Annotated in this window: 17 protein-coding genes; 8 read left to right on the top strand and 9 right to left on the bottom strand. The window is 60.3% G+C overall.

The genetic code is table 11. The features are described 5' to 3' along the window. Positions 1-110 precede the first annotated feature (110 nt). The 3 genes from RBJ75_RS26965 to RBJ75_RS26955 all read right to left on the bottom strand — a co-directional run bounded on the left by RBJ75_RS26965 (position 111) and on the right by RBJ75_RS26955 (position 3,658). The gene (locus RBJ75_RS26965; protein ID WP_044408407.1) at positions 111-1,145 is read right to left on the bottom strand and encodes a hypothetical protein; all 1,035 of its coding nucleotides are present in this window, start codon (positions 1,143-1,145) and stop codon (positions 111-113) included. 39 nt (positions 1,146-1,184) lie between these two features. Next, positions 1,185-2,795 carry an MBOAT family O-acyltransferase gene (locus tag RBJ75_RS26960; RefSeq protein WP_044408410.1) on the bottom strand — a complete coding sequence of 537 codons (1,611 nt, stop codon included), beginning with the start codon at positions 2,793-2,795 and terminating at the stop codon, positions 1,185-1,187. 131 nt (positions 2,796-2,926) lie between these two features. Further along, positions 2,927-3,658: an SDR family NAD(P)-dependent oxidoreductase gene (locus RBJ75_RS26955; protein ID WP_044408413.1), complete on the bottom strand. Its 732-nt coding sequence runs from the start codon at positions 3,656-3,658 to the stop codon at positions 2,927-2,929. Positions 3,659-4,027: 369 nt separating this feature from the next. Between RBJ75_RS26955 and RBJ75_RS26950 the strand changes: the two genes are divergently transcribed. The 4 genes from RBJ75_RS26950 to RBJ75_RS26935 all read left to right on the top strand — a co-directional run bounded on the left by RBJ75_RS26950 (position 4,028) and on the right by RBJ75_RS26935 (position 8,721). Beyond that, positions 4,028-4,702: a LuxR C-terminal-related transcriptional regulator gene (locus RBJ75_RS26950; protein ID WP_052628870.1), complete on the top strand. Its 675-nt coding sequence runs from the start codon at positions 4,028-4,030 to the stop codon at positions 4,700-4,702. A gap of 612 nt (positions 4,703-5,314) precedes the next feature. Then, complete coding sequence (locus RBJ75_RS26945) at positions 5,315-6,838, top strand: hypothetical protein (RefSeq protein ID WP_052628871.1); 1,524 nt, start codon at positions 5,315-5,317, stop codon at positions 6,836-6,838. Between the two features lie 4 nt (positions 6,839-6,842). After that, a complete protein-coding gene (locus RBJ75_RS26940; protein ID WP_052628872.1) occupies positions 6,843-7,913 on the top strand; it encodes a glycosyltransferase family 2 protein in 1,071 nt (356 codons plus the stop codon). Between the two features lie 25 nt (positions 7,914-7,938). Continuing rightward, positions 7,939-8,721, top strand: coding sequence for a hypothetical protein (locus tag RBJ75_RS26935; RefSeq protein WP_152647654.1), 783 nt, complete (start codon positions 7,939-7,941; stop codon positions 8,719-8,721). Positions 8,722-8,862: 141 nt separating this feature from the next. Here RBJ75_RS26935 and RBJ75_RS26930 read toward each other — a convergent pair whose 3' ends face one another. From RBJ75_RS26930 to RBJ75_RS26915, 4 genes are all read right to left on the bottom strand, one after another. After that, on the bottom strand, positions 8,863-9,969 hold the full coding sequence (locus RBJ75_RS26930; protein WP_052628874.1) for an acyltransferase family protein: 1,107 nt from the start codon (positions 9,967-9,969) through the stop codon (positions 8,863-8,865). A 79-nt stretch (positions 9,970-10,048) separates the two neighbouring features. After that, a complete protein-coding gene (locus RBJ75_RS26925) occupies positions 10,049-11,293 on the bottom strand; it encodes an O-antigen ligase family protein (RefSeq protein WP_276156718.1) in 1,245 nt (414 codons plus the stop codon). A 26-nt stretch (positions 11,294-11,319) separates the two neighbouring features. Next, entirely contained in the window at positions 11,320-12,486 is a 1,167-nt protein-coding gene (locus RBJ75_RS26920) for a glycosyltransferase family 4 protein (RefSeq protein WP_080901139.1), read from the bottom strand. A gap of 15 nt (positions 12,487-12,501) precedes the next feature. Beyond that, a complete protein-coding gene (locus RBJ75_RS26915) occupies positions 12,502-13,587 on the bottom strand; it encodes a radical SAM protein (RefSeq protein ID WP_234707476.1) in 1,086 nt (361 codons plus the stop codon). Positions 13,588-13,698: 111 nt separating this feature from the next. Here RBJ75_RS26915 and RBJ75_RS26910 point away from each other — a divergent pair, with 111 nt between their 5' ends. The 4 genes from RBJ75_RS26910 to RBJ75_RS26895 all read left to right on the top strand — a co-directional run bounded on the left by RBJ75_RS26910 (position 13,699) and on the right by RBJ75_RS26895 (position 21,041). Continuing rightward, entirely contained in the window at positions 13,699-13,917 is a 219-nt protein-coding gene (locus RBJ75_RS26910; RefSeq protein WP_152647791.1) for a hypothetical protein, read from the top strand. Positions 13,918-14,542: 625 nt separating this feature from the next. Next, positions 14,543-16,621: a DUF642 domain-containing protein gene (locus RBJ75_RS26905; protein WP_276156717.1), complete on the top strand. Its 2,079-nt coding sequence runs from the start codon at positions 14,543-14,545 to the stop codon at positions 16,619-16,621. A gap of 93 nt (positions 16,622-16,714) precedes the next feature. Further along, positions 16,715-18,988, top strand: coding sequence for a type I secretion system permease/ATPase (locus RBJ75_RS26900; protein ID WP_080900983.1), 2,274 nt, complete (start codon positions 16,715-16,717; stop codon positions 18,986-18,988). 13 nt (positions 18,989-19,001) lie between these two features. Continuing rightward, the gene (locus tag RBJ75_RS26895) at positions 19,002-21,041 is read left to right on the top strand and encodes an HlyD family type I secretion periplasmic adaptor subunit (protein WP_317528566.1); all 2,040 of its coding nucleotides are present in this window, start codon (positions 19,002-19,004) and stop codon (positions 21,039-21,041) included. 55 nt (positions 21,042-21,096) lie between these two features. Here the strand turns inward: RBJ75_RS26895 and RBJ75_RS26890 are convergent, their stop codons facing one another. Together RBJ75_RS26890 and RBJ75_RS26885 are read right to left on the bottom strand one after the other, a co-directional pair. Continuing rightward, positions 21,097-22,392: a DUF4910 domain-containing protein gene (locus tag RBJ75_RS26890; RefSeq protein ID WP_276156716.1), complete on the bottom strand. Its 1,296-nt coding sequence runs from the start codon at positions 22,390-22,392 to the stop codon at positions 21,097-21,099. A 139-nt stretch (positions 22,393-22,531) separates the two neighbouring features. Next, entirely contained in the window at positions 22,532-23,830 is a 1,299-nt protein-coding gene (locus RBJ75_RS26885; protein ID WP_080900829.1) for a class I SAM-dependent methyltransferase, read from the bottom strand. Between the last annotated feature and the right edge of the window lie 222 nt (positions 23,831-24,052).

The raw sequence follows: 24,052 nt of genomic DNA, 5'->3' as shown, positions 1-24,052 counted from the left end.
ACTATTTGCTGCCGTTTGTCTTATCGCCGCTATCGCAGCCTGGACTCAATGTGTCTTGGCCCTCGTAATTGACTCTCGAGAACTCGTTTCGCTTGCCGCTCCGCCGAACCCTACTCGGACATTGCTTGCTCATGTACCGGGGTGAGGAACTTGCCCAGCGCAGACGCAAAGGTTCGGGTGAACTGACCCACAGCCGACCAGCGCATATGGATCGCGTCGGTGAAGGCTTTCGGCGACATCGGCGACTCTTTCTCGCCATCCCAATAGATCGCGCCCGTTCCGGCGAATGCCGCTCTGACCGCCTTCCCAAAATCTTCAAAGGCTTTGCCGTCGCGATCAAAGCGCGCCGTCCAAGCCGGGCTTATCGGGGTCGCGATGAGGGCCAGCCGGCGGTGTTCCTGCGACAATCGAACCGCAAATCGCCGCAACGATTGGAAGCACAAGGGATCGAGGGTCGGCGGCAGCTCTCCATAGACCAGCGTCGGCATGCTCTCGCTGGTGTCGAGCGGACCGTCTCCATAAGGAGTGAACACCAAGGTCTCGAGCGACTTCGCGTGACGCATGGAGCTAACGTGCAGAACGTTGCGAAGCAGCGAGATCGGGTCGAAATAACGCAAGTAAAATCCCCACTTCCACTGACGTCCGAACACGAAGCCGTCGGCGGCCTGTCGGTTGAAGACCTCAGTTGGATTCACCTTGCAACCGACGAAGTCAAAAGGCGACGCGACCACCGCCACGGTCCTAACCGACGGCATCCTGTCGAGCAGCCAGTCCCCCACGAACTCGGTCTGATGCATCCGCAATCCGCAAAACGCGCCATTCACGGGCCGCACGCCATCGATGACAGAAGCCAGAACGCCGCCATCAACGCTGCGCCACGCGACCGACGAGCCCAGCACCAACAGGTTTGGCGAATGATCCGGTTGCTCCCGCATGAATGCGAGCTTCTCATCGATGCAAATATTGTTGGAGATCGCCGGGGCGGGCAGCCGCCCGGTGTGCTGAAGAGCCAGCAAGGTCGCAAACAGAAATCCCATGGATCCAATTGCGCCGGAAATCATCGCCGCAACGTAGGTCAGACTGGTTCCTTGCTGCGGCTTGTCGGAGCCGCGATCTGGTCCTGCCATGATATCACCGAGAGCCATCTGGTCCTCCCCAGCATCACGCGAAAGGCGCTTCGCTCGTCAGAACTGAAAATACAGGAATTCGGTCGGCGCCTGCGAAAACGTCTTCATCAACGAGAATGTCGTCACGCAGCCCATCAACAAGCCGATCACCACCGTTGGCCGCCACACCATCCCTGGTAACCAGCTTAGAATCCAATCGGGCCGCAACTTCTGTCCAAGCGCCGTGGAGTAGCGCTGCATCCATTGCTGGGTGTTCGGCGTCGCCCATACGATCACAAGGCCGAGCAACACCCATGCGAGCTGCCTGCTATTGAAATAGGCCGACTCGCTGACCCGAATCCCGAGGAGATCAACGATCTGTGCCAATCCGGGCGCTCCCGCCAAGGTCGGGTGCACCACCAGCCCGTTCTGCCCGGCCATTCCCGCAACCAGCCGAAGCGCTGTCGGCACGTCGGCGGCGCGAAAGAACACCAAGGCGATGGTCACACACGCGAACGTCGTCAACACGGCGACAGCCGCGCGCCAGCGACTTTGCCGATCGCCCCAGCCCAGCTTCCGTTTGGTGGCCCGCCAGGCGTGATTGACCGTGAGATAGCAGCCATGCAGCAAGCCGAAGATGACGAACTGCCAACCCGCGCCATGCCATACACCCGACAGAAACATCGTCAGGATGGTCGGCAGCGCGACCAGAACGATGAACGCGCCAGTCGTGGCCTGCCCTTTCCGCATCAGCGGCAATCCCGCGCGGGCGCGTGCCCTGGTCAATCGCAGGACCAGGGGGTTGTAGACATAGGCGGTCAGGAAGCGCGTCAGCGTCATATGCCAGCGCGACCAGAATTCGATGATGCTGCGGGCCTTGTAGGGGCTGTCGAAATTTTGCGGAAGCCGAATTCCGAACATGATGCCGAGCCCGATGGCCATGTCGGTATAGCCCGAAAAATCGAAGTAGATCTGCAGCGCGTAAGCGGTCGCCCCGCCCCAGGATTCGGTCAGGTGCAAGGCCGCACCACCCGCCGCGGCCGAAAACACCGGCCGTGCGATTTCGCCGAATGGATCGGCGATCCCGACTTTCTTGAACAGGCCAAGAGCAAACAGTGTCAGCCCGACCGCGAGATGCTCCGGCCGCGGGCGAAATTTTCCCTCGCCCCGAAATTGCGGCAGCATCTCACGATGATGCGTGATCGGCCCTGCGATGAGATGCGGAAAGAAGGTGATGAACAGGCAATAATCGAGAAAGTTGTGTTCCTCGGCCTCTCCGTCATAGGCGTCGCTCAGAAACGCAATCTGCTGGAACGTGAAGAACGAGATCGCGAGCGGCAGCGCGATGTGCGGAATGGTCCAGTCCAGACCCAGGGCCTGATCGATCGCGCCAAGCGCAAAGCCGGTATATTTATAATAGCCCAGCAACGCCAGATTGAGCGCGACCCCGAACAGCAGAAGGCCTTTGCTGCGGTTCGCCGACAATCGGCTACCCAGCCAGTAGTTGACCGTCATGCTCCCGATCAGCAGCGGAACGTAGCTTGGATTCCACCAACCATAGAATAGGAGCGACGCGCACGTCACCCATAACGCGGCCAGGCGGCTTTGGCCTGCCCCGCCGATCAGGATGAAGCCCCCGAGCACGATGGGCAGGAACCACACCAGGAATTCGTAGGAATTGAACAGCATGCGGCCGCGCCCACTCCGTGGCGATGGTCTGCACAACCTAGCCGCCCGCGCTCAGGCCAACCTGACATCCGTCAAGTCGGGGAGCCGGTCGCTGTGACCGGCTGGTGACGTCACTGACCGGGTGTGGGCCCTCACGCCTTGCGCATCGGACGCAGGATAATATCGGTGAGTTCTGCGGTGCGCGGCATATCCAGCGCGGCCATCACCGCCATCGCCACATCCTCAGGCTGAAGAAGATGTTCCGGATGATAGGCCTTTCCCTCACGTCCGTGGATTCCCTCCTGCATGGCAGTCGCGGTCCTCCCGGGGAAAACCGAGAGAACGCGGACGCCATCATCGTTCACCTCGGCCCTCAGGCCATCCGCGAGCGCGCGCAATGCCTGCTTCGTCGCGGTGTAGGCGCTGATCCGCGGAGCCCCGTGCATGCCCTGTCCCGCCAGCGAGTTGATAAATACGACCTGGCCTTGGAACGCTCGTAACGCAGGCAGCAACGCCTGGATCAACACGTATGGCGCACGAACATTGACGAGCCATTGCCGGTCGAACTCGGCGACCGTCAGCGTATCAAAGGATCCAGCCGCGAAGAGACCGGCGCTGCAGACCAGGACATCAACTCCAGGCAATCCGGCCGAGAGTTCGCCCGACAATCGCGCGACCTCGGCGGTCTCCTGAAAATCGACGTTATAGACTCTCGACCCTGCCGGAGCCCCGGCTTGGACCCGGTCCAGGCTGGCGATATTCCGTCCGACGAGGTGGAGGACGTAACCACGCCGACCAAATTCCAGCGCCAGCGATCGACCAATCCCGCTGCTTGAACCTGTGATCACCACGGTCCGCCGTCGGCTGTCGGGATCAACTGTCATGCGCAACTCAATTCAGAATAGCAGAACCGTGGCACAAAAGCGCGACTACAACTAAGAGTCGCAGCCGATGCGGATATTTGAACGATCTATGTCCGGGCAGCGACTCATCCGCAATTGACCTTTTATCCGGCAGCCGATGCACGGTTTCGGGGCGTACCACCCCTGATTCAGTCATTTTTCTCGACAAACTGCTCACGCGGTGGCCTCCGCCGGGGCCAAGCTTCAAGGGAAGCCTCGCTCGAAACAACAAGTGTAATTTGAGGGCAGTCAACTCGCTTGTAACAATCATTCACATAAATTACGATTGATTGTTGGGATGGGCGGTTAGGGGAGATTTTATTTATTTCTCGTTTGCGTCATGAGGTAACGATGGCTCAATTCCTAATCGTTGATGAGTATGGAGTGTCGCGTACCGGGCTGCGTTGCTTGATCGAAAGACGTATCAAGGACGCCAAAGTAGACGATACCTCCAGCTTGATATCAATTATCGATCTTCTTGAAGACAATAATCCATTTGATTTAATGCTAATAGATTTCTATTCCCTGGTGGGCTACTCACGCGACTCTCTGGCTCGCGCTTTCAACATCCCGAAGTCGACACGCATGATCGTGACGTCGGCGGTGCGATCGCGCGAGAACGTGTTGAGCTGCCTTGCTCACGGATTCCATGGCTTCCTCGATCGCCTGCAGCCGGATCATCTGCTGTTGTCCTCGCTCGACGAAATCTGCGAGGGTCGGATCTGCGTGCCGCCCTGGATTGCCGAAGGAGAGGCTGCACGTGATCTTCTGGTAACTCCTGAAGAGTATTTCGCCGGCTCCCTTACGCCGCGTCAACGATCCGTCTTGAGCCTTATCGCTCAGGGCCTCTCGAACAAGGAGATCGCCCACCTTCTTCACATCTCGGAGGGAACGACGAAAATTCATACAGCTGCGATGCTTCGCGCCCTCGGCGTTCGAAACCGAACTGAAGCGGCTGCCAAGGCCACGGAGTTCCTCGCCTACAAAGCTACCAATGCGGTTAAAGCCGCCCATAGATCCTCCTAGCTTCGAAGTACCGATCGGCTCTTTGGAGAGCCGATCGGAGAACCGCGAAATGAAACCGTCCGGCCGATGAACAGATCGCCGAAGGCGTTCCGGCGGTCACGACATCAAACGCGCAGGTTGGCCTGATGTCGGCCTGACGCGCCTGATCGCTGGACCGTGCCAGTCCTGCGTTCAGACGGACGTCGATAGGTCGTGCCTCGTCGCCACGATTGCAGGTCGCGTCGGTCCGCGGTCCGCAGAGCAAGCGAGCCAGCGTTTTGTCCGTGACCGTGGGTTTCCATTGGTTGCCTGGTTCCCTCTGTGCTTCTTCTTGTCGTCCCTCTCTCTAAACTTTAATTGCCCGTCCGCGGAGAGCCGCATGACGCATGTCGTGCCACTTCTAGGCCGACCGCCGATCCATCGCATTTGGCGATTCAGGCATCGAATATCATCACGCGCTTCGCTGTTTGCGACGATCTGCGCGAACATACTCGTCCTGCCTCGCACGATTGCCTTCGTCGATCGAGAAACCACTCGTCGAGTTGACGGTCATCAAGTTGGACCGCAACGCTTTTGACTTACTGAAGACACCAAATAGACGATTTTCCCACACTCGATAAATTGGAGCGGGTCATGGTGGAAGACGACCGATCAACCTATGATACGCTATTCACGAGCTTCCTTCCGATCATCAAGCGCCGCAGGCGGATTGTGTATATGACGCTCGTGGCTGCCGCCGGCACCGCGATCGGATACCATTACTTCGTCGGCCAGCGTTACGAAGCATACGTTCTCCTTCGCGTTGGGCAGGGAATCAAGGACCGCACACCGGGACAGTCGCAAAATCCGTTTGAAGGCGTCGATCTGGCTGCGCGCATTGACTCAGTCGCACGCATCGGCATGACGGACTACGTTATCCGCCAAGCGGCCAGCCAGGTGGGCTTCGAACGGCTGGCGCCAGCCAAGCATTCCGCGATCGCAACCGGGACGCAGACGCTCGCGGCCAAATTGTTCGATCCGATCTTGAAATTGTTCACTCCCACGCAAGCGCACCAAATCATTTCGAAACCCGCAGATGCGACAGCCGATTCGACCACCTCTCCGACCAGACTCGTCCGCGACCCAAATGCAACGATCGTGGATGATCTGCGCGAGGACCTGAGCTCTCGCCAAGAAGGCCGCTCGGATATTCTGCGCATCTCCTACCGGGCCTCCGACCCGGCCTTGGCTGCCGAATTTGTCAATAGCCTAGCATATATACTGGTCGCGAATTATGCGGACGTCACCCAGATCGCCGGCGCCGAATCATTCTTCCAGCAACAAACCAGACGGCTAGAAGAGGAAGCCGAGAAGGCGGCCGCGGAACTGCAGGCATTTTCCGTCAACGCACAGATCTATTCTGTGGTCGATCAGAGAACGCTGCTCCTCAAGCGCCTCAACGATCTGGCGGCTCAACTGACGGCGACACGGGGATCGATGGTCGAAAAGAAGGGTTTCAAGCAGGCCTTGATGGACGAACTATTATTGATGCGTCCAGTCTATCAATCGAAAATGGTCAGCAGCATCGTCAGGAACATCGGCGGGCCGCATTACAAGCCCAGCCCGGACGTGCTTTCGGAACAATCTGGCAGCTTCGGAGAACTTCCTCCGATTCTTCTCATCAAGGTCTATCAGGACAACATGTCCTCACTGATGAAGACCAATGCCGATTTGATGGGACTGAGCGATTTCGAAAAATCGCTCGACACGGAAATCGAGAAAGTCAACGATGAGCTCGTCACGCTCGCCTCAAAGGAAGCCGAATACAATCGCCTCCGCGGCGTTCTGTCTCGGGCGTCCGCTGCGGCTGAGAATTATGGCAACCGCACCATCGAAGAGAAGATCAACTCGGACATCGCCAAGCGCGCTCAATTGTCGAGCGTCCGCGTTGTGCAGACTGCGGAAGTCCCGGACTTGCCGATCTTTCCGAGAACGTCGCACCTCGCTTTGTTGACTCTGTTGCTCGGCATCGGTTCCGGAGCCGCCGCTGCCGTCATGATCGAACTCGGCGGACTTCGTTCGACTGGCCGACCCGCGGGAGGCGACAATGGACGCGTCGTCGCTCATATCGGACAGCGATACTATCGCCGTGACGAAATGCTTGGACCCGCGGAGTAACGCCATGGTGTCCCCTGCTGCGCAGTCGGTCATTGACCACAGCATAACCGACGCGGTCGACACGGCGACCGCGTCGATCCCGGCCCGGCCATTCGTGACCATCGCGATACCGACTTTCAACCGGGCGCATCTGCTCTCGGACTGTGTCCGCGCCGCGCTGGCGCAGACCTACCCGCATTTCGAAGTGCTGGTGTCCGACAATGCGTCTGAAGATCACACCCAGGATGTGCTTGCGACCTTCAATGACAAACGGCTCCGCATCATACGTCAGCCTCGCAATATCGGGCTGCTGCCCAATTGGAACGCATGCCTCGCAGCCGCACGCGGCGACTACATCGTCTGCGTCTCGGATGACGACAGGCTCGCTCCCGGCATGCTCGAGGTCTGCGTGCGAACCATGAACGGCCGGCCCCATCTGCCGATCGTGGTCGGCCTCAGCAATCTCGATATGGTAGCGCTCGGTCGCATTCGGCCCTGCCGCGTCAGCCGCGTTTTGGAAACTGGTGCGCAGGATGGAGCCGCGATTCTGCGGGAATTTCTCGCTGATCGGATTACGGTGACGAACTGCAGTATCATGGCCAGGACGGAGCTGGTCCGCCGGAACGGCGGCTTTTGGCCCCAACTGCGTTATACGGCCGACGTGGTCTCCTGGGCACCATTGCTGCTCCAAGGAATGGCCGGCTTCGTCAACGAGGCCTGCGCCACCTATCGGCTGCATGATTTGTCGGCGACGGCAAGCCTCAGCATCGAGACCCGCCTTGATGAGGGGCGCGCGGCCGGCGAGATCATCGCGGCGTCGATCGACCCTCGCAGGACCTCCGCAAGGCAGCGAAAGATGCTGCGCTATGAGTCGCACAGGTGGTTTGCCCGTCGCAATCTCATGGTCTTATCGGACTATCGAAAGGCCGGCGCCAGCATTGGGGAGATCGTTTCGTTGATCTGGAAATTCCGCAGCTATCTGCACCCCGTCGATTCGCGTGCGGCGGCGCATTTTCTCGCAGTGCTGCTGCTGCCGCGGACGCTCACCCATCATCTGCGCCGGATGCGTCACCCGGTCACCGTAGCAGCCACATGACGTGATCCCAATGTTCGGACCTGAGATGACGCCGCTGCAGGCTGCAATCGTCCAGAATACACCCGGATATAGCGAGGCGTATCCCCAGGGCGTGCCACGCACATACTCATGGTGTGCCGGCACCCCGGGGGACAGCCGGCCGCCGCCCGCGGGGTTCAGTGCCGTCACGGCATGGGGCCAGATCTATTCCTTGGCTGGTGCCCCACCGCAGAAAGCAACTAAAGCGACGACGCTTCAGGTCAAAGGAACAAAGACCTATGTCCGATACAAGCAGAGCAAACGCTGGGCATTGGTTCAAGATCAACACCACGGCAAATTGGAGGGTGGACATTTCGTCGGCGATTTCGTCGGCAATCGCGCCGTTCCAATGGAGATCCAGGTGACTCCGGACGGCACCGCGTCAATGGGCAGACCACCGGTTGGATATAACAATCATTTTTGGATGGCGCCTCGCGGAACGTTCAAGGCCGGCAGCGTCGATGCGGTCTATGTGCAGACCAAGATCCGCACAACGAAGCCGAACGCGGGGCTCGTCGCGAACGTAGGGGCCGATTGGTGGCGCGACGCCGGCGCTGATTATGTCGACGGCTTCGCGAACAATCCGGACGCCGGCGTCAGCAATTGGGTCACGCTGAGGCAGCGATGGTCGACCCTTCATTTCTACTCAATCCCGTCGTCAGAACTGAAAGCCAATCCGCCACCACCCCTGGCGGGCTCGAGAGGACGCGCGGCCGTCACATCGCACTTTGTGTTGCCTGCGCCCCCGCAGCGTAAGTCTCCCTGTCTGCCGGTCGAACGTGAACGCTAGTCTTGGGCGCGCCATATGAGGACCTGACGTGGATGACGGGCATTCATTCCCGCTTGTTCGCCATCATATCTTGATCCTCGCCAGCACTCCGGCCCAAGGTCATGGCCAGACTTGCCGCCATTGATCGCAATTGCAACCGCACTACCTGGCCACGGGCAGCCCCCTGATCCAAATCCGCATGAGCTGCCAGGGCCACACCGCAGGCCCTCTATACGACAGTAGCGGGCGCTCGACATACCTGAATGAAACAAATGAAATTGCAATGGTGAGCGCAAATGCGGCACCCGCCGCTATGACCTCGTTGGCGTGGGCGTGCTTCAACAGCAGAAGAATGTAATAATGCCAAAGATAGAAGCCGTAAGATATCGCGCCAAGCTCCACAAATATCCGTTGGGCGAGGAACCGTTGAATCGCATTTGGAGGATGCGATACAAGAGCTGCGATGATCGATGCGGAAGCCACTGCCGTAAGGGTGAACAATCCGCAAGGCAGGAGGACGCTCGAATACGGAACGAAGAGCGCTACCGCGGCGATGCAGGCTATCGCCGGAACCCAGAGGACGCTCAGCAACATGACCAGTCTCGGCCAGGAGGCTAAGAGACAGCCAATTAGCAACGCATCCGCCCGCGTATCGAATCCATTGTAGATCCGCTCGACCGAGGCGCCGCCAAGATAAAGTGCCACACGCCAGGCCATCACCGCCGCGATCGCCGCAACGATGAACCCGCGCAAAGCAACCGGTCCGCAGCGAAGAAGACCAACCAGGATGATCGGCCACAGCAGGTAAAACTGCTCCTCAATCGCGAGCGACCAAGTGTGGCTGAGATAGCCTCCCTGGCACCAGCCAAAGGCCTTGAACCAATTCATCATGTAAAGCGAGGCAAACGCCTCGCGTAGACGCTCCTGAGGCTCGCGCGACAGCGGCACGGAGACCAAAAGAACGCAGAGCAACAATAACATGAATGCCGGCATGAGCCGCAACCCGCGGCGCCAGTAGAACTGCCGGAATGAAATCCGGCCTGTTTGCCTCCATTCATTCAGAAGAATCGTCGAGATCAAAAAGCCGCTCAAGACGAAGAAGATATCGACCCCGACATGCCCTCCGGGAAGACTGGAAGGAAACGCGTGATGAACAAAGACCAGGAGGACCGCTACGGCACGCAAGCCATCCAGCTGCTTGACCCGACCGACCGACCTCGTTCCGTCCCCCGACACAGTCCGGTCAGGCATGTGGGTCGCCATCTCCATCGCATTCAGCCCGCTACGCCCTTCGTCTAGAAATCGGTCGGCGGCCCGACGTGGACGACGACTGTTGACGAGACGCATCTCAGGCCGGCGCTGGGCTACTCTCTCTATCGACGTCGACGGCGCGCGTGCTTCCGACGACGTGGAGATTCGCCGCCGCCATTCGCCCCGCATAAGCGAAATAAAGAATCATCGATGTGAAATTGTCGATCAGGTTCTCCGAGAACATGTAGATCATCAGGACGATGAACAACACACGCGCCTGCATCACCTTCACCGAGCGCACCACATGAAGCAAAAAGGCCACGAACACGGCAGCGTTCAATAGTCCGTATTCGGCCAGGACCCGCAGATAGTCATTGTGTGGCGGAAGCGGCGCATAGGCCAGATATTTCGTTTGGCCGGCGCCGTAACCGAACAGCACTGTCGAAATCCCCTGGCTCGTGTACAAACTCCAAATGTTCCACCAATGGATGATACGAAAGAAGGCGGAGAGGTCCTTGGTCCCGGTGATTTCCACTAGTTCCTTATAGGGCATCGTCGCAATCGTCGCCGGCTCCAAGGCGACGATAAGCCTGACGCTATCAACGGCCGTTCCCAGACGATCGAACACACCCAGCATGTGAGCGATCAGCCCCGCAGCGACGAGCATTCCGACCAAGCTGGCCGCAACCAGGAACGAACCACGGCGAACCGGCAGGATCAGCCAGATCGTCAACGCCGCAATGGTGGCGACGGCCGCTCCGACCTTGTTCATCAGGGCGGCATTGACGAATTGGAGCACCAGGGCTCCAAGGCCGAGCTGAGGCGCCAACGCAAACAAGATCGCCGAAAAATACAATGCTGCCGTGTTGGCGTTTGGCAGATAGGCGAGGCTCTCCGGCGGATACACCTTGCTGCTGCCGATCAACAGGAACGCGATCGGCAGTGCCGCCAATGTGTAAAGACAATTTGTCTCCGCGGTCGTCTGCCGGATCGGGCACGAGCGACCAGCTGCGTAGACAACATAGATCGCCAGATATTTGATGCTGTCGATGAGCGACGCGACGGTCAAATTCGCGACAAAGCTCAGAGCCACCAGCCCAGTCGCCACGACGACGTATTTTGACGCCGCTGTGAATCTTCCGGACGAGTCGAGCCAAATATGGGCCGAGTAGAGGATCAGTACGATGCTTACCGCGTTCCCAACGCCATTGAACAATGCCGAGGCCGTCATGTGGTAGATGAACGTGGCGACATTGATCACGACCAGCATGGCGGCGACGACGAGGAAATATCGTCGTCGGGTGGTGCCGCGCCCACCGCGGTATGATAGAGCGTCTTCCATAGCTATCTCTCTTCGGTGGCGGGAGATCAGGCCCGACGCTCAACTCCGCGAGGCCTTGGAGTTAACGTCACGGGTTGGCGCAACGCCTCGGCATAGACCGCGGCCGTCCTGCGGGCGATGGCGTCCCAATCGAAGCGCCGGGCGCAATCGCGTCGTGACGGTTCTCGGTCCAGTATCTTCGGGGTCGCGCCAGCAAAGGCGGTGAACCGCGCCGCGAGTTCCGCGACATTGCCCATCTGGAAGATCCGTTCCGGATCGTCGATAACCTCGCGATTGGCGGCAATATCGCTCACCAGCACCGGAACCCCGTAGCTCAGAGCCTCCAGTAGGGCGATCGGCAAGCCCTCATGAGACGACGGCAGCACGAACAGGCCGGCATGGGCGTAGAGCTGATGCAGATCTTCGCCAGTACGCAACCCCGCCATGACAACGTCCGGATTGGTCGCCGCCTCCCGCGCCAGGCTTTGCGCATAATCGCTGACATGGTCGGTCTGCCCCACAATCACCAGCTTCCAGCCGGACGGCCGTGCCGCGGCAAAGGCCCGAATGGCATCCAACTGTCGCTTCTCCGGCACCAGCCTGCCCACCATGAGAATGTAGCGGCCCGGCTCAAGTCCCAGCGCGTCCACCCGATCGGTCCGAACCGGCAACTCCGGCACCAGGACGCCGTTGGGAATCACCTCGCAGGCCTTGCCGTATTTGTTTCTGATTTTTCCCTCGATGTTACGGCTCAGCACTATTCGGCGGTTGGCGAACCGCATCCCCGCCGCCTCGCCGCAGCGAAGAACCAGTCGCGCCATCCGTCCCCATTTCTCGCGATCGTAATCCGCTCCATGGTGCGTCACGACGACGGGCAGCCCAAAGAGCCGAACCAATGGCGTTACCAACGCCGGGCCGATGCCGTGAATATGCACCAATGCCGGCCGCCGGAAGCCCGCCACAATCGCGCAGACGACGGAGTGAATGATGGTCTCGAGATTCGAGTTGCGCAGCGTCCACAGCTTGCAAAGCCGAACCCCGTTCCATTCGCGGCCGCATTTGCCATCGACGTAGGGCGTACGGAAACACGCCGTGACGTCATGGCCGTCAGCAACGAGGCGCGGAGCGAGCTCGCTGACGTGGCTTTCGATTCCCCCTTGCACTCCGGGAAATCCGCGAAATCCGAAGGTGAAAATCTCTCGGCTTCTCGGCATGCGACGCCTCCACGATCAATTATTGACGAACGTCTTCAGGGGGTAACGCTCTTCCACGGTGTCCCGGTTCTTCACCAGCCGCGCCTTCGCCTTGATGTCGAGAAACGACGCCCGGCCGACATTCGGGGACAAGCGCACATCCGAGTAATCGATGTAGCCGTCGAAGCAGATCTCCCGACCGAGCGCGAGCTTGGCCTTGTTCTTGAGCACCCACATCAGCGGGCCCAATTTGGGAGCCTGCGGAATCAGCGACGATCGCATCGCTGTCCGCGCGGTTGTCACCATCCAGCAATTCTGCGCACAGGCCGCTACTTTGCGGCGGGTGCCACGCGCCGTTGCGCCATCGAGGATCTCGTCCCAGCTCTGGCGGGCCAGGTTGCCCATCGGCAGGTCGGAGCGAACGTTGCACGCCCACACGTCGGACCACGGATCGATGAAGGCGAAGTCCCGCCCCGCCGTGCACGGGATCAACCGATCATGTCCGAGGATCTTCTCGATCAGCCCGAGATTGAGGTAAGCCCGGAACCAGTTCTTCGGCCGGCCGCTGCGCAACATCGCCGCGATCAATCCTTCGACGCGACGCGCGACCGCCACGCGGTCGTAGAAATAGTTGTCGTTCTTGTAGAATTGCCAGGCATTGTGGAGCGCGGAGGTGGCCAGCTCGTAGCCCTCTCTGGTGGCGAATTCATAGAGATCGACGAGCTGATCGACGTTCTCGTCTTGAATCACCATGGCAAAGCCGAGATCGGTTCCGCCCGCCTCTCTCAGCATCCGCAAGCCCGCGACCTTCGTCGCGTAACCGTCCTTCTCGCCACGAATTGCGTCGCTGGTCGCCTGATCGCCCTCGAGCGAGAAACGCACCTTGATATTGGGGAATTTCTTGATGATCGGGACCAGCCGTTCGGGATGGAGCCCGTTCGACGAGATCTCGGTTATTCGCGCCTTCGGATGGACGATCTCGATGATCTCTCCGAGGTCTTTGCGCAGCGTCGGCTCGCCGCCGGAGACGTTGAGATTATCGAAACCGCTCGGAAGCTTGGCCAGCGTCTCGAGCGAGACTTCCTCTCTTGGCTCGGTCGGATTCTGCCATATGTAACACATCTGGCATCGTGAATTGCATCGAAACGTCGAAATGACAGTCAGATCCATGAAGCGCTCCGATCTCTCCGTGTGCCAAGGACGCAATCGCCTTCCCGCCTGATCGATCAAGGCATGACGACGCGTCCACCGCCCGCCTTGCAGCAGTGTTGCGACTTCGCCGATAAGCGGGCCGATGTATTCGTTTGGTCGAAAGCCGAACTCCTGCGTCCGCGCCTTCGGGTCGCGCAATCCCATCCCGAGGGACAGAACCCGTTGCTGTTATCGAGCGTGACCGTATCGGCGCGGGAAACGACCGATTTGACGGTCGTCAAGTCGCGCTCACCTGATTGAAGCAATGGTTTTACGGCGCTCGAGAAGACCGTAATGGTCCGCCGCGATTGATCGCATGGCTGCGCTAATCGGAATTTCGCGCATGCGCATCACTGCGCGCGGCTCGTGACCCAACCTCGTGGGGAGCATCTGCCGTGACGACAAAGACCCGATGGGATACCGAGCCGATGATAATCGCGGGAATAGTAAGAACCGTCGGCAGGCAGTCTTTGATGCGCGCGCGCTCGGCTGCCGAGCCAACGACTCGACCACTGATTCGCGCGACTCGGCGCGTCGGATGTCCCATCCAACCCCGTAGATTTACGCGCCCCAGACCCGCTTTGTCGCTACTTTGTCGTTCGCTATCGGGGGATGGCAGAAACTTTTCCACAACCTTGTAGATCGGCATCTGAGAATTCGAACTACTCCGCACGATTTAGCCAACTTCGCGCCTCCGTTTCAACAACGAGCGACGCGAGCGCTTGACTATGCGGCCAAATTTGGAAATTGGACGCCCAAATCTTCGTCATGACCGCTGATCATTCCGTGGTAGCTCTCTGGCCCAACCGCAATGGGACAGCCAACGCTAACGCGATGGCGGCGGGAGCGACGGCCGACACGGCCCGAGCGCATGATGGAGATTTTCATGACTATCTCTGTGACGGAAGCAATCGAGCAGAACACGAAAGGCATGAGTGACGGATTGCCGGTCGGCGTGCCGGCATCCTACTCGTGGTACACGGGAGCGGTTTCCGACTCTGATATTCCGCCTGCCGACTTCAGTTCTGTTGGTGGATGGGGGCAGATCTATCCGGAGCAAGGTTCGAGCTACTCGAACCCGAATGCGACGGTCGAGGTCGCCAATGCGCAAACCTGGGTTCATCTGTCGACGACCAATCAATGGGTCCTCGTTCAGAGCCAAGCCAACGACCCGCTCGAGGGCGGGCACTTCGTGGCCGATTTTGCCGGCAATGCCGGCATCGGGATGGAAGTGACGCAGGGAGCCGACGGCACCGCAACGATGGAGGTTCCCCCATTAGGCTATAACGACCATTTCTGGCACGTCGGGCGGGGGCAGTTTGCTCCAGGCACAGTCGATGGCGTTTACGTCCAGATGGATATGAAGATCAGCGACCCCAATGTGAAGGCTGTGGCAAATATCGGTGCCGACTGGTGGAGAACGCCGACGGCCGACTACGTCGACGGGTTCGGCAATAATCCCGGCGCCGGGATGAGCAACTGGGTCGAACTGACGGGTGACTATCAGACGCTGGCCTTCTATTCTGGAACCGCGGCCGAATTTCGGGCCGATCCGCCGCCCTGTTGCACCGACGCGATCATCACTAATCCCAACCCGCCGGTCACCGACCCGCCGGGGGGAATCGGTACGGACACCCCCATCGTGATTCCGCCGGGAAGCACGCCCGACCCGGTCGTCGGAGTGAATTTGCTGAAGAATGGATCGTTCGAGGCGACGCCTGTCGGAAGCGGACAGGCCGGGATTCAAACACAGATTAACGGTTGGACCGCATTGTCCGGCAGTGCGATCGAGCTCTGGAACAATCTTGGCGGAGTACAGGCGACCGAAGGCAATAATTTCGTCGAGCTCGATTACATGGGCGCGCAAGACGGCTTCTCCCAATCGGTGCAAACCAGTTCCGGCCAAGCCTTGACTCTGTCGGTCGACGCGCGGACGCGGCCAGGCGAGAATCCATATTCCTGCGGCGTCGAAGTGCTGTGGAACGGCGAGGTGATTTCGACAATTCAGCCTGGAGCCGATTGGAGCACCTATTCGGTTAACGTTACCGGCACGGGAGGTAACGACACGCTGACCATCCGCGAGCCGCAAAATCAGGCATTCGACGGCGTCGGCGCGATGCTCGACAATCTGAAGTTGGCCGCGAACACGGCTTCGACGCCAACCGACGATACCGACCTCCCTTCGACAGATCCGACCCCGGGCGGATCCGGCACCGATACCCCCGTCATCACGCCGCCCGCCGGCACCACTGATCCGGTTGTTGGTGTCAATTTGCTGAGGAACGGTTCGTTCGAGGCGACGGCCGTCGGCAGCGGACAAGTCGGCGTTCAAACACGGGTCGATGGCTGGACCGCACTGTCCGGCAGCGCGATCGAGCTATGGGACAATTTCATCGGAGTTCAGGCGACCGACGGCAATAATTTTGTCGAGCTCGACTACATGGGAGCGCAGGATGGATTCTCCCAGTCGGTGCAAACCAGTTCCGGCCAAGCCTTGACGCTGTCGGTCGACGCGCGGACACGCCCGGGTGAGAATCCAGCTTCCTGCGGCGTCGAGGTGCTGTGGAACGGCGAGGTGATTTCGACGATTCAGCCTGGGGCCGATTGGTCGACCTATTCGGTTAACGTTACCGGAACGGGAGGCAACGACACGTTGACCATTCGCGAGCCGCAAAATCAGGCGTTCGACGGCGTCGGCGCGATGGTCGACAACGTGCAGCTGGTCGCCAACGCGGCGCCGGAAACTCTGACGGGTGACAACGTCGGGAGCAATCGGACCGTTGGGTTTGTCGCGGCCTCAAGCGCGACGGTGGCCCCAACATCCGACACGCAATCCGCGGCCTTGTTCCGTCAGCATCTCGCCTCGTCATTCGTCGATTCCAGCGCGACGAGCAACGCCACGCCGATCCACGATCAAGCGGCAGCGGCTTGGGGGCACTCCGTCGCCCTGCCAGGTCGCATCTGATCCGCCGTCGACCGCAACGCATCGATAGTCCCCTTGGCGAAGACGTCATCCGTCCCCGCCGAGGGGGCTATCGACGACGATTGGAACGAGACCATGACAAAACCGCGTGGTGCAACCCCACCAAAGCCTGATCAAGGCCTCAGCGCGCTGGTGATGCTGCTTCGCTTTAACGGCGTCGGCGCCGAGCCGGCTCAGATCCGGCATCAGTTTCGCTCGATGCCGATTGGCGTCACCGAAATGCTCCGCTGCGCGAAGAGCCTGGGTCTGCGCTCGCGCTGCCTTTCGCGCAAATGGGAGCGGCTGCCGTTCACTCCCTTGCCAGCCATCGCGGTGCTGAAGGATGGTGGCTTTCTGTTGCTCGGCAAGGCCGGCGAGGACAAGGTGCTGATCCAGGCCGTCGATCAGCCGTCTCCATCGATCATGACCCGCGCCGAATTTGAAGCGGTCTGGGATGGCCGGCTGGTCTTGATGACCAAGCGAAGCGCGTTGACCGACCTGACGCGACGCTTCGATATCAGCTGGTTCATCGCGGCGATGACCAAGTACCGCGGCCTGATCGCCGAGGTTCTGATCGCGTCATTCTTCCTCCAGCTCTTCGCGTTGGTTTCTCCGCTGTTTTTCCAGGTGGTGATCGACAAGGTCCTGGTCCATCACAGTCTGGGCACGCTCGACGTCCTCGCCTTTGGTCTGGTTGCCATCGCCATATTCGAGACGGTGCTCGGCGCCTTGCGAACCTATTTGTTCGCGCACACCACCAATCGAATCGACGTCGAACTCGGGGCCCGCTTATTCCGCCATCTGCTCGCGTTGCCTATCAGTTATTTTCAGGCGCGCCGGGTCGGCGATTCGGTAGCCAGGGTGCGCGAGCTGGAAAACATCCGCAATTTCCTGACAAGCTCAGGACTGACCCTGGTCATCGATCTCGGCTTCACGCTGGTCTTCGTGGCGGTGCTTCTGTTCTACTCACCCGCTCTGACGATCATCGTTGTGGCGGCCTTCCCGTTCTACATCGCAATCTCGGCGGGCGCGGCGCCGCTGTTCCAACGTCGGCTCGACGAAAAATTCCGACGGGGCGCCGAAAGTCAGTCCTTCCTTGTCGAGAGTGTGACCGGCATCGAGACGCTCAAATCGATGGCGGTCGAGCCACAGATGCAGCGTCGTTGGGAAGAGCAGCTGGCCGGATATGTGGCGGCGAGCTTTCGCGTCATCAGCCTCGGCAACACCGCGAGCCAGAGCGTCCAGCTCATCAACAAGCTGGCGACCGCAGGCATTCTCTATTTTGGAGCCAAGCTTGTCATCAGCGGCGAGCTGAGCGTCGGCGAGCTCGTCGCCTTCAACCTGCTCGCCGGCCGTGTCAGCGCGCCGGTCTTGCGGCTCGCGCAGATTTGGCAGGATTTCCACCAGGCAAGCCTCTCGATCGCCCGCCTCGGCGACATTCTCAATACGCCGCCCGAACCGCTCTACACCGCCAATCGGATGGCGCTGCCGGAAATCAGGGGTGACGTCGAATTCCAGGGCGTCAATTTCCGTTATCGTATCGACGGTCCAAAGGCCCTGCAGGATATCAGCCTGGCGGTGCCGGCCGGCCAGGTCATCGGAGTGGTCGGCTCCTCCGGATCCGGCAAGAGCACCCTGGGCAAGCTGATCCAGCGGCTTTACGTGCCCGAGAGCGGACGGGTCTTTGTCGACCGCATCGATGTCGCTCAAGTCGACCCGGCCTGGTTGCGCCGCCAGATCGGCGTCGTGCTCCAGGACAACATTCTTTTCAATTGCTCGGTCCGGGACAACATCGCCCTCGCCGACCCATCCGCGACCAGTGACGACGTGGTCGCCGCCGCGACGCTTGCTGGGGCCCATGAATTCATTCTGGCGCTGCCAGAAGGCTACGATACGATCGTCGGCGAACGCGGCAGCAGCCTCTCGGGCGGCCAGCGGCAGCGCCTGGCGATCGCACGCGCGCTTCTCTCCGATCCCCGAATCCTGATCTTTGACGAGGCGACCAGCGCCCTCGATTACGAGAGCGAGCGCGTGATCCAGCAGAACATGTCGGAGATCTCCCGCGGCCGGACCGTCTTCATCATCGCCCATCGCTTATCGGCCCTGCGTACCGCGGACCGCATCATCACTCTCGAGCATGGCCAGATCGTCGAGGATGGCACCCATCAGAGTCTGCTGGTCAGTGGCGGCCGATACGCAGAACTCTACAGGCTTCAGACCGGGCGCGACGACTGGAAGGTCGCCCCGCGCGTCAATTATCCGCCGGCCGGCGGGGCGCCGACGCAGCCGGTCTGGCCGGAGCCCTTCGTGCCCTCCCGTTCGACGAGGCCAAAGCTCAGGACCCAGCAAGTCGACCTCGACCACGCGTAGCGAGACAGACATCATGCAGACCAGGCGCATCGAAGACTCCGACCCGGGACACTTTGTCCTGCACATTCTGCTTCGGCTCTATCAGGTCGAGATCGAACCGACCGAATTGCGGCTCCGAACCGGGCCAGGCCCGGTCACGCCGGACATCATCATTCGCTGCATTCGCACATTCGGACTCGACGCCCGCCTCGGCCGCACGGATTGGGCCGGGCTGAGCCGCCTTCCGCTGCCCGGGATCGCGCCCTTGACGGCAGGCGGCTTTCTCGTGCTGGGGAAAGTCCTCCCCGAGCAGGCCGTGGTTCTGATGCCGGACGCAAAACGCCCGGCACTCCGGTCCCGTTCCGAGTTCGAGGCGCAATGGGACGGCCGACTGATCTTTATCGCGAAATCCTCGCGGTTGACGCGCTGGCGTCTGCGCGTCGAAGCCTCGTTGACGGCCGCGCTGGCTGCGATCCCCCGCATGGCGTCGGGCCTGCGTCGCAAGACTGCATCGCCGCTGACAAGCGCCACCCCCCGTGCTGCCCAGGATCAAGCCCAACCATCTGCCGATCGGACCACGTCGCACCTCTCCGAGCCGGGGCAGCCGAACCCGCCCAGCGGCGGCGTTGCCGTGATCGACTTCGCAGAACGCGCTCGCAGGCTCCGAAACTCGATCGTCATCCGCCCCCTCAACGAGGCACGCCGCCGATCGGAAGAGCTCGCTTTCCTTCCGGCCGCGCTCGAGGTGGTCGAGACGCCACCCTCGCCGCTTGGGCGGGCCATTGCAATCAGCATCGCGGCACTCTTCGCCGCTGCGTTGGCTTGGGCCACGATCGGCACCGTCGACGTCGTCGCCGTCGCGCCTGGAAAGGTCGTGCCCAACGGCGGGACGAAGGCGGTCCAGCCCTTCGAGACCGGTGTCGTCCGCGCGATCCGGGTTCGCGACGGTCAGACGGTCAAGGCTGGAGACGTCATGGTGGAACTCGACGCGACCATGACGGGCGCCGATCTTGGCCGTATCAAGAGCGATCTGCAGTCGTCGCAAACGGAAGCAGCGCGGCTGAGCGCGGCGCTCTCCGACCTGGCCGATCCTCAATCCGCTTTCCATCCTCCCGCCGACGCCCCGGCCGATATGGTCGACATGCAACGCCGCTTCCTGGCCAGCCAAAGCGCGGAGCAAAAAGCCAAAATATCGGCCATCGACCGGCAGATCGCGCAAAAGGCCGCGGAGCGCGCCACGATCGAGGCGACGATCCAAAAGCTGGTCGCGACCCTCGAGCCGCTGCAACAGAAGGTCGATATCCGCCAACAACTGGTCGAGAAACAACTCACCTCCAAGCTGACCTATCTCGGCGAGAGGCAGGAGCTGCTCGGACAGCAACAGGACATCCTGGTGCAGCGAAGCCGTTACCACGAGGTCGACGCCGCTATCGAGGCCCTAACCGAGACGCGCGCCAAGACCGCGGCCGAGTATCGCCGCGCTCTGCTCGCAGACTACGCCAAGGTCGCTCAAAAATCGTCCGAGCTCGCCCACGACCTCGTCAAGGCTGATCAGAGGACCAACTTGCAGACACTCAGGGCACCGGTCGACGGCATGGTGCAGCAGCTCGCCATCCACACGGTCGGCGGCGTCGTGACGCCTGCCCAGACGCTGATGTATGTCGTCCCCGCCGGAAGCACCCTGGAGATTGAAGCCATGATCGCCAACCGCGATATCGGATTTATCGAACCCGGCCAGGATGTCGCGATCAAGATCGACGCCTTCAACTTCACCCGTTACGGCATGCTCCATGGCAAACTGCTCTCGATCTCCCAGGACGCCGTCCAGCGGCGCGTCCCCGACGACAAAGGCCAGCGCACCCAATCCGGCGACAGCGAGCAGCGCGGCGAGGAGCTCATCTACCCCGTCCGCGTCTCGATCGACCACGATTCCATGGCGGTTGAGAACCGGCGTGTAAGGCTCTCGCCCGGCATGGCATCAACCATCGAAATTCGCACCGGCTCGCGGCGGATCATCAGTTACCTGCTGTCACCACTCTTGCGATATCGTCAGGAGAGCATGCGCGAGCGGTGAGGCCCCGGATGGAAGCGCGAATTCCGCGGGCGCGCTGCCATCTGACGGCCGGCCTTTATGCTATTCTTCGTTTCTTGCGGGTGTAGCGCCGCCGCTCATTGATAATTTTCAGTAATCCAGTCGCGGTCAGCGCGCGCAAGCCTTCCTTGATCGCGCTCCACGGCAGGCCCGACCGGGTCGCGATCTCAAGCAGCGACGCCTGGCCGTCCGACATGTTCAAGAGCCAAAGCAGCGCCATCCGCGTCTCGTCGGCCGACTTGCCTCCAATCATGTCGTAAAGCTTGTAATTGCCGAGCTTCGGTTCGCCATAGGGCTTCTGATTGACGTATCGCTCATTCGTTTCCAGCACGTCGATCACCGTCAAGACACGCTGTAACGAATCCTGCAATGCGTCCGGATGCACCAGATTTAAATCGTCCGCCGAGGTGTGATACTGCGGAAACTTGCCGCCAGGCGTGCGCATAAAGCAGCCCACCGGCATATCGAATCCCGGCGAGCAATATTGCCTCTCGTCATATCCATACGGCGAGAACGGCAGAATCTCGAACGGCGTTCCGCCCTGCTGCAACACGTAACGCCAAGCCTGATCGACCTCGGCGTCGCCGCGGCGGCTGCATTTATATGTCGGAGGGCCCTGGTCCCCCACGCAGGTCAATACGAAGCCGTGGGCGACGTTCATTCTCGCTCGGCCCGCGAGCGCAAGCCACGTAATGGCCCCTATCGTCCCCGGCACGAAGAGGATTCGGTAGGAGAACTTCGTATCCATCCTGCCGAGGTGCTGGGCGAGCGCCGTCGCAACCGCGATCCCCGACAGATTGTCGTTGCACAGCGACGGGTGGCAGACGTGGCAGGAGATCAACACCTGATCGCCGCTGCGTCCACCGATGAACAGTTCGCCATAAGTCAGATGGCCCGGCTTGAGCGAGGCGTCGATGCAGACTTCGTAATCGTCGTCGTTAAGGGCGTCGAGCTGACGCTGCGCCAGGCAGAACCCCCACTCCGGCGTGTAATATGACGTTCGATACGGTATCCAGTCGGGATGTTCCGGATCGGAGAACAGATGCCTCTTCAGCTCGGCCAACCTCATGCGCGTATGCACCGGAACGCTGTAGCCCACGACGTGGAGATTGGATTTGCGAAAGTCGACGATCCGTTTTCCCGCGCTGTCCTTGATATAGGCGTCGCGGATATTCCATTCGTTCGGGATCGTCCAGTCGAACACATCGACCCCGGTCGGCACCTCGTGAATTTTCAGCGGAATATGGCGGCCGATGATGGCCAACGTCTCCCGCACCCCGTCTCCCGTGATGCTGCGACAGATCGGATAGAGCTCAGCAACCAGGTCGTACATCGCCCTGCCACTGTCACGCCCAAGTAGATCCCGCGACCTCATAATCCTTGCCGTGTCAAACTCCCTACCCATGTCGGCGCCAATCGTTCCATCGCCCCTTTTCGCACGTCATGATTCCCGTCCCCGCTCGAGCCCGCCATCATTCGACGATCGTCGGCCGCGGAATCGGGACGACGAATTTCCCACCCCAACTCCGCGCCATCGACATTTGCCCGACAATCTCGTCTTTCAGATTCCACGGCAGAATGACGATATAATCCGGCTTCGACGCCGCGATGGCGTCGGGATCCAGAATTGGAATATGGGATCCGGGAAGATACTTTCCTTGCTTGTGCGGACTGCGGTCGACCGTGAACTCGATCAGATCCGTTCCAATCCCGCAATAATTGAGCAGGGTATTGCCCTTGGCCGGGGCGCCGTAACCGACGACGCGCTTGCCCTCCAACTTCGCCTCGACGAGAAATTTGCGCAGCCCCGTTCGGATGCTTTGCGCGCATTGCCCGAACGCAAGGTAGCAGGCCAGATCGCCGTAGCCCTGGCGAAGCTCGCGATCTTTCAGCTCGGCCACCCGATCGCTGATCTGCTGTCGACCCGTCTTCCGGTGTTGCGCATAAATTCGTAGCGATCCGCCATGGGTCGACAGCTCCTCGACATCGAAAATGGTCATGTCATGGGCTTCGAACACCTTCTGGACCGCCAGCAGCGAAAAATAAGAAAAATGCTCATGGTAGATCGTATCGATCTGCCACCCCTCCATCAGCCGCATCAGATGCGGGAATTCCATCGTCACCACCCCATAATCGGCAAGGGCGATGCGAATTCCTTCGACAAAATCGTTGAGGTCAGGAACATGCGCCAGAACGTTGTTGCCGATGAGCAGGTCGGCCGCGATTCCCTCCGAACGCAGCGCCCGCGCCGTTTCCTCGCCGAAGAAGACCGAGCGCGTCGGAATTCCCTTGTCCCGTGCGGCCTCTGCAACATTGCGCGCCGGCTCGATTCCCAGCACCGAGACGCCCCGTTCCCTGAAATATTGCAGCAGATAGCCATCATTGCTGGCGATCTCGATGACCTGGTTCAGCGACTTGGCGCCGAAGCGGGCAATGACATCGGAGACGTAGGTCTCGGCGTGCTTCAGCCAGGACTGGCTGTAAGACGAGAAATAGGCGTAGTCGCCGAAAATATTCTCGGGCGTCTCCCAGGCTTCCAGCTGCACCAGGAAGCACTGCGCGCAAACGAATACACGCAGCGGATAGCGCGGCTCCTCGCGATGCAGGTCTTCGTTCGACAAATACGAGTTCGCCAGCGGTGACAGGCCGAGATCGACGACAACGTGCTTGAGGCCAGCCCCGCAGGAGCGGCATGTCGCATGCTGATGAGGAGAAATCGCCGTCGGATTGACTGGCTCGTCCGAGGTCGGGAAGATGTCTGGCTCGAGCATGTATGATCCTCGTTGCAAGGTTGCTTTCTCGCTTCAACGCTATGGTTTGGACACTCACACCACTTGACGGCCGTCAACTCCGGTCGACAGGTTGTTGATGATCGATCACCGACAACATGCAACGTGTCACGCTCCCACCGCAGCGCTGACGGCAATGGTCCATTGGCGGGAGGCTCGCCTCTCTCAGCCGCCAGCCCGCCTCAGCTGATTCGAGCACAGATC

This window comes from Rhodopseudomonas sp. BAL398 (assembly GCF_033001325.1).
In the GTDB taxonomy this organism is placed as follows: Bacteria; Pseudomonadota; Alphaproteobacteria; order Rhizobiales; family Xanthobacteraceae; genus JARJEH01.
This window is presented reverse-complemented; position numbering and strand designations above follow the sequence as displayed.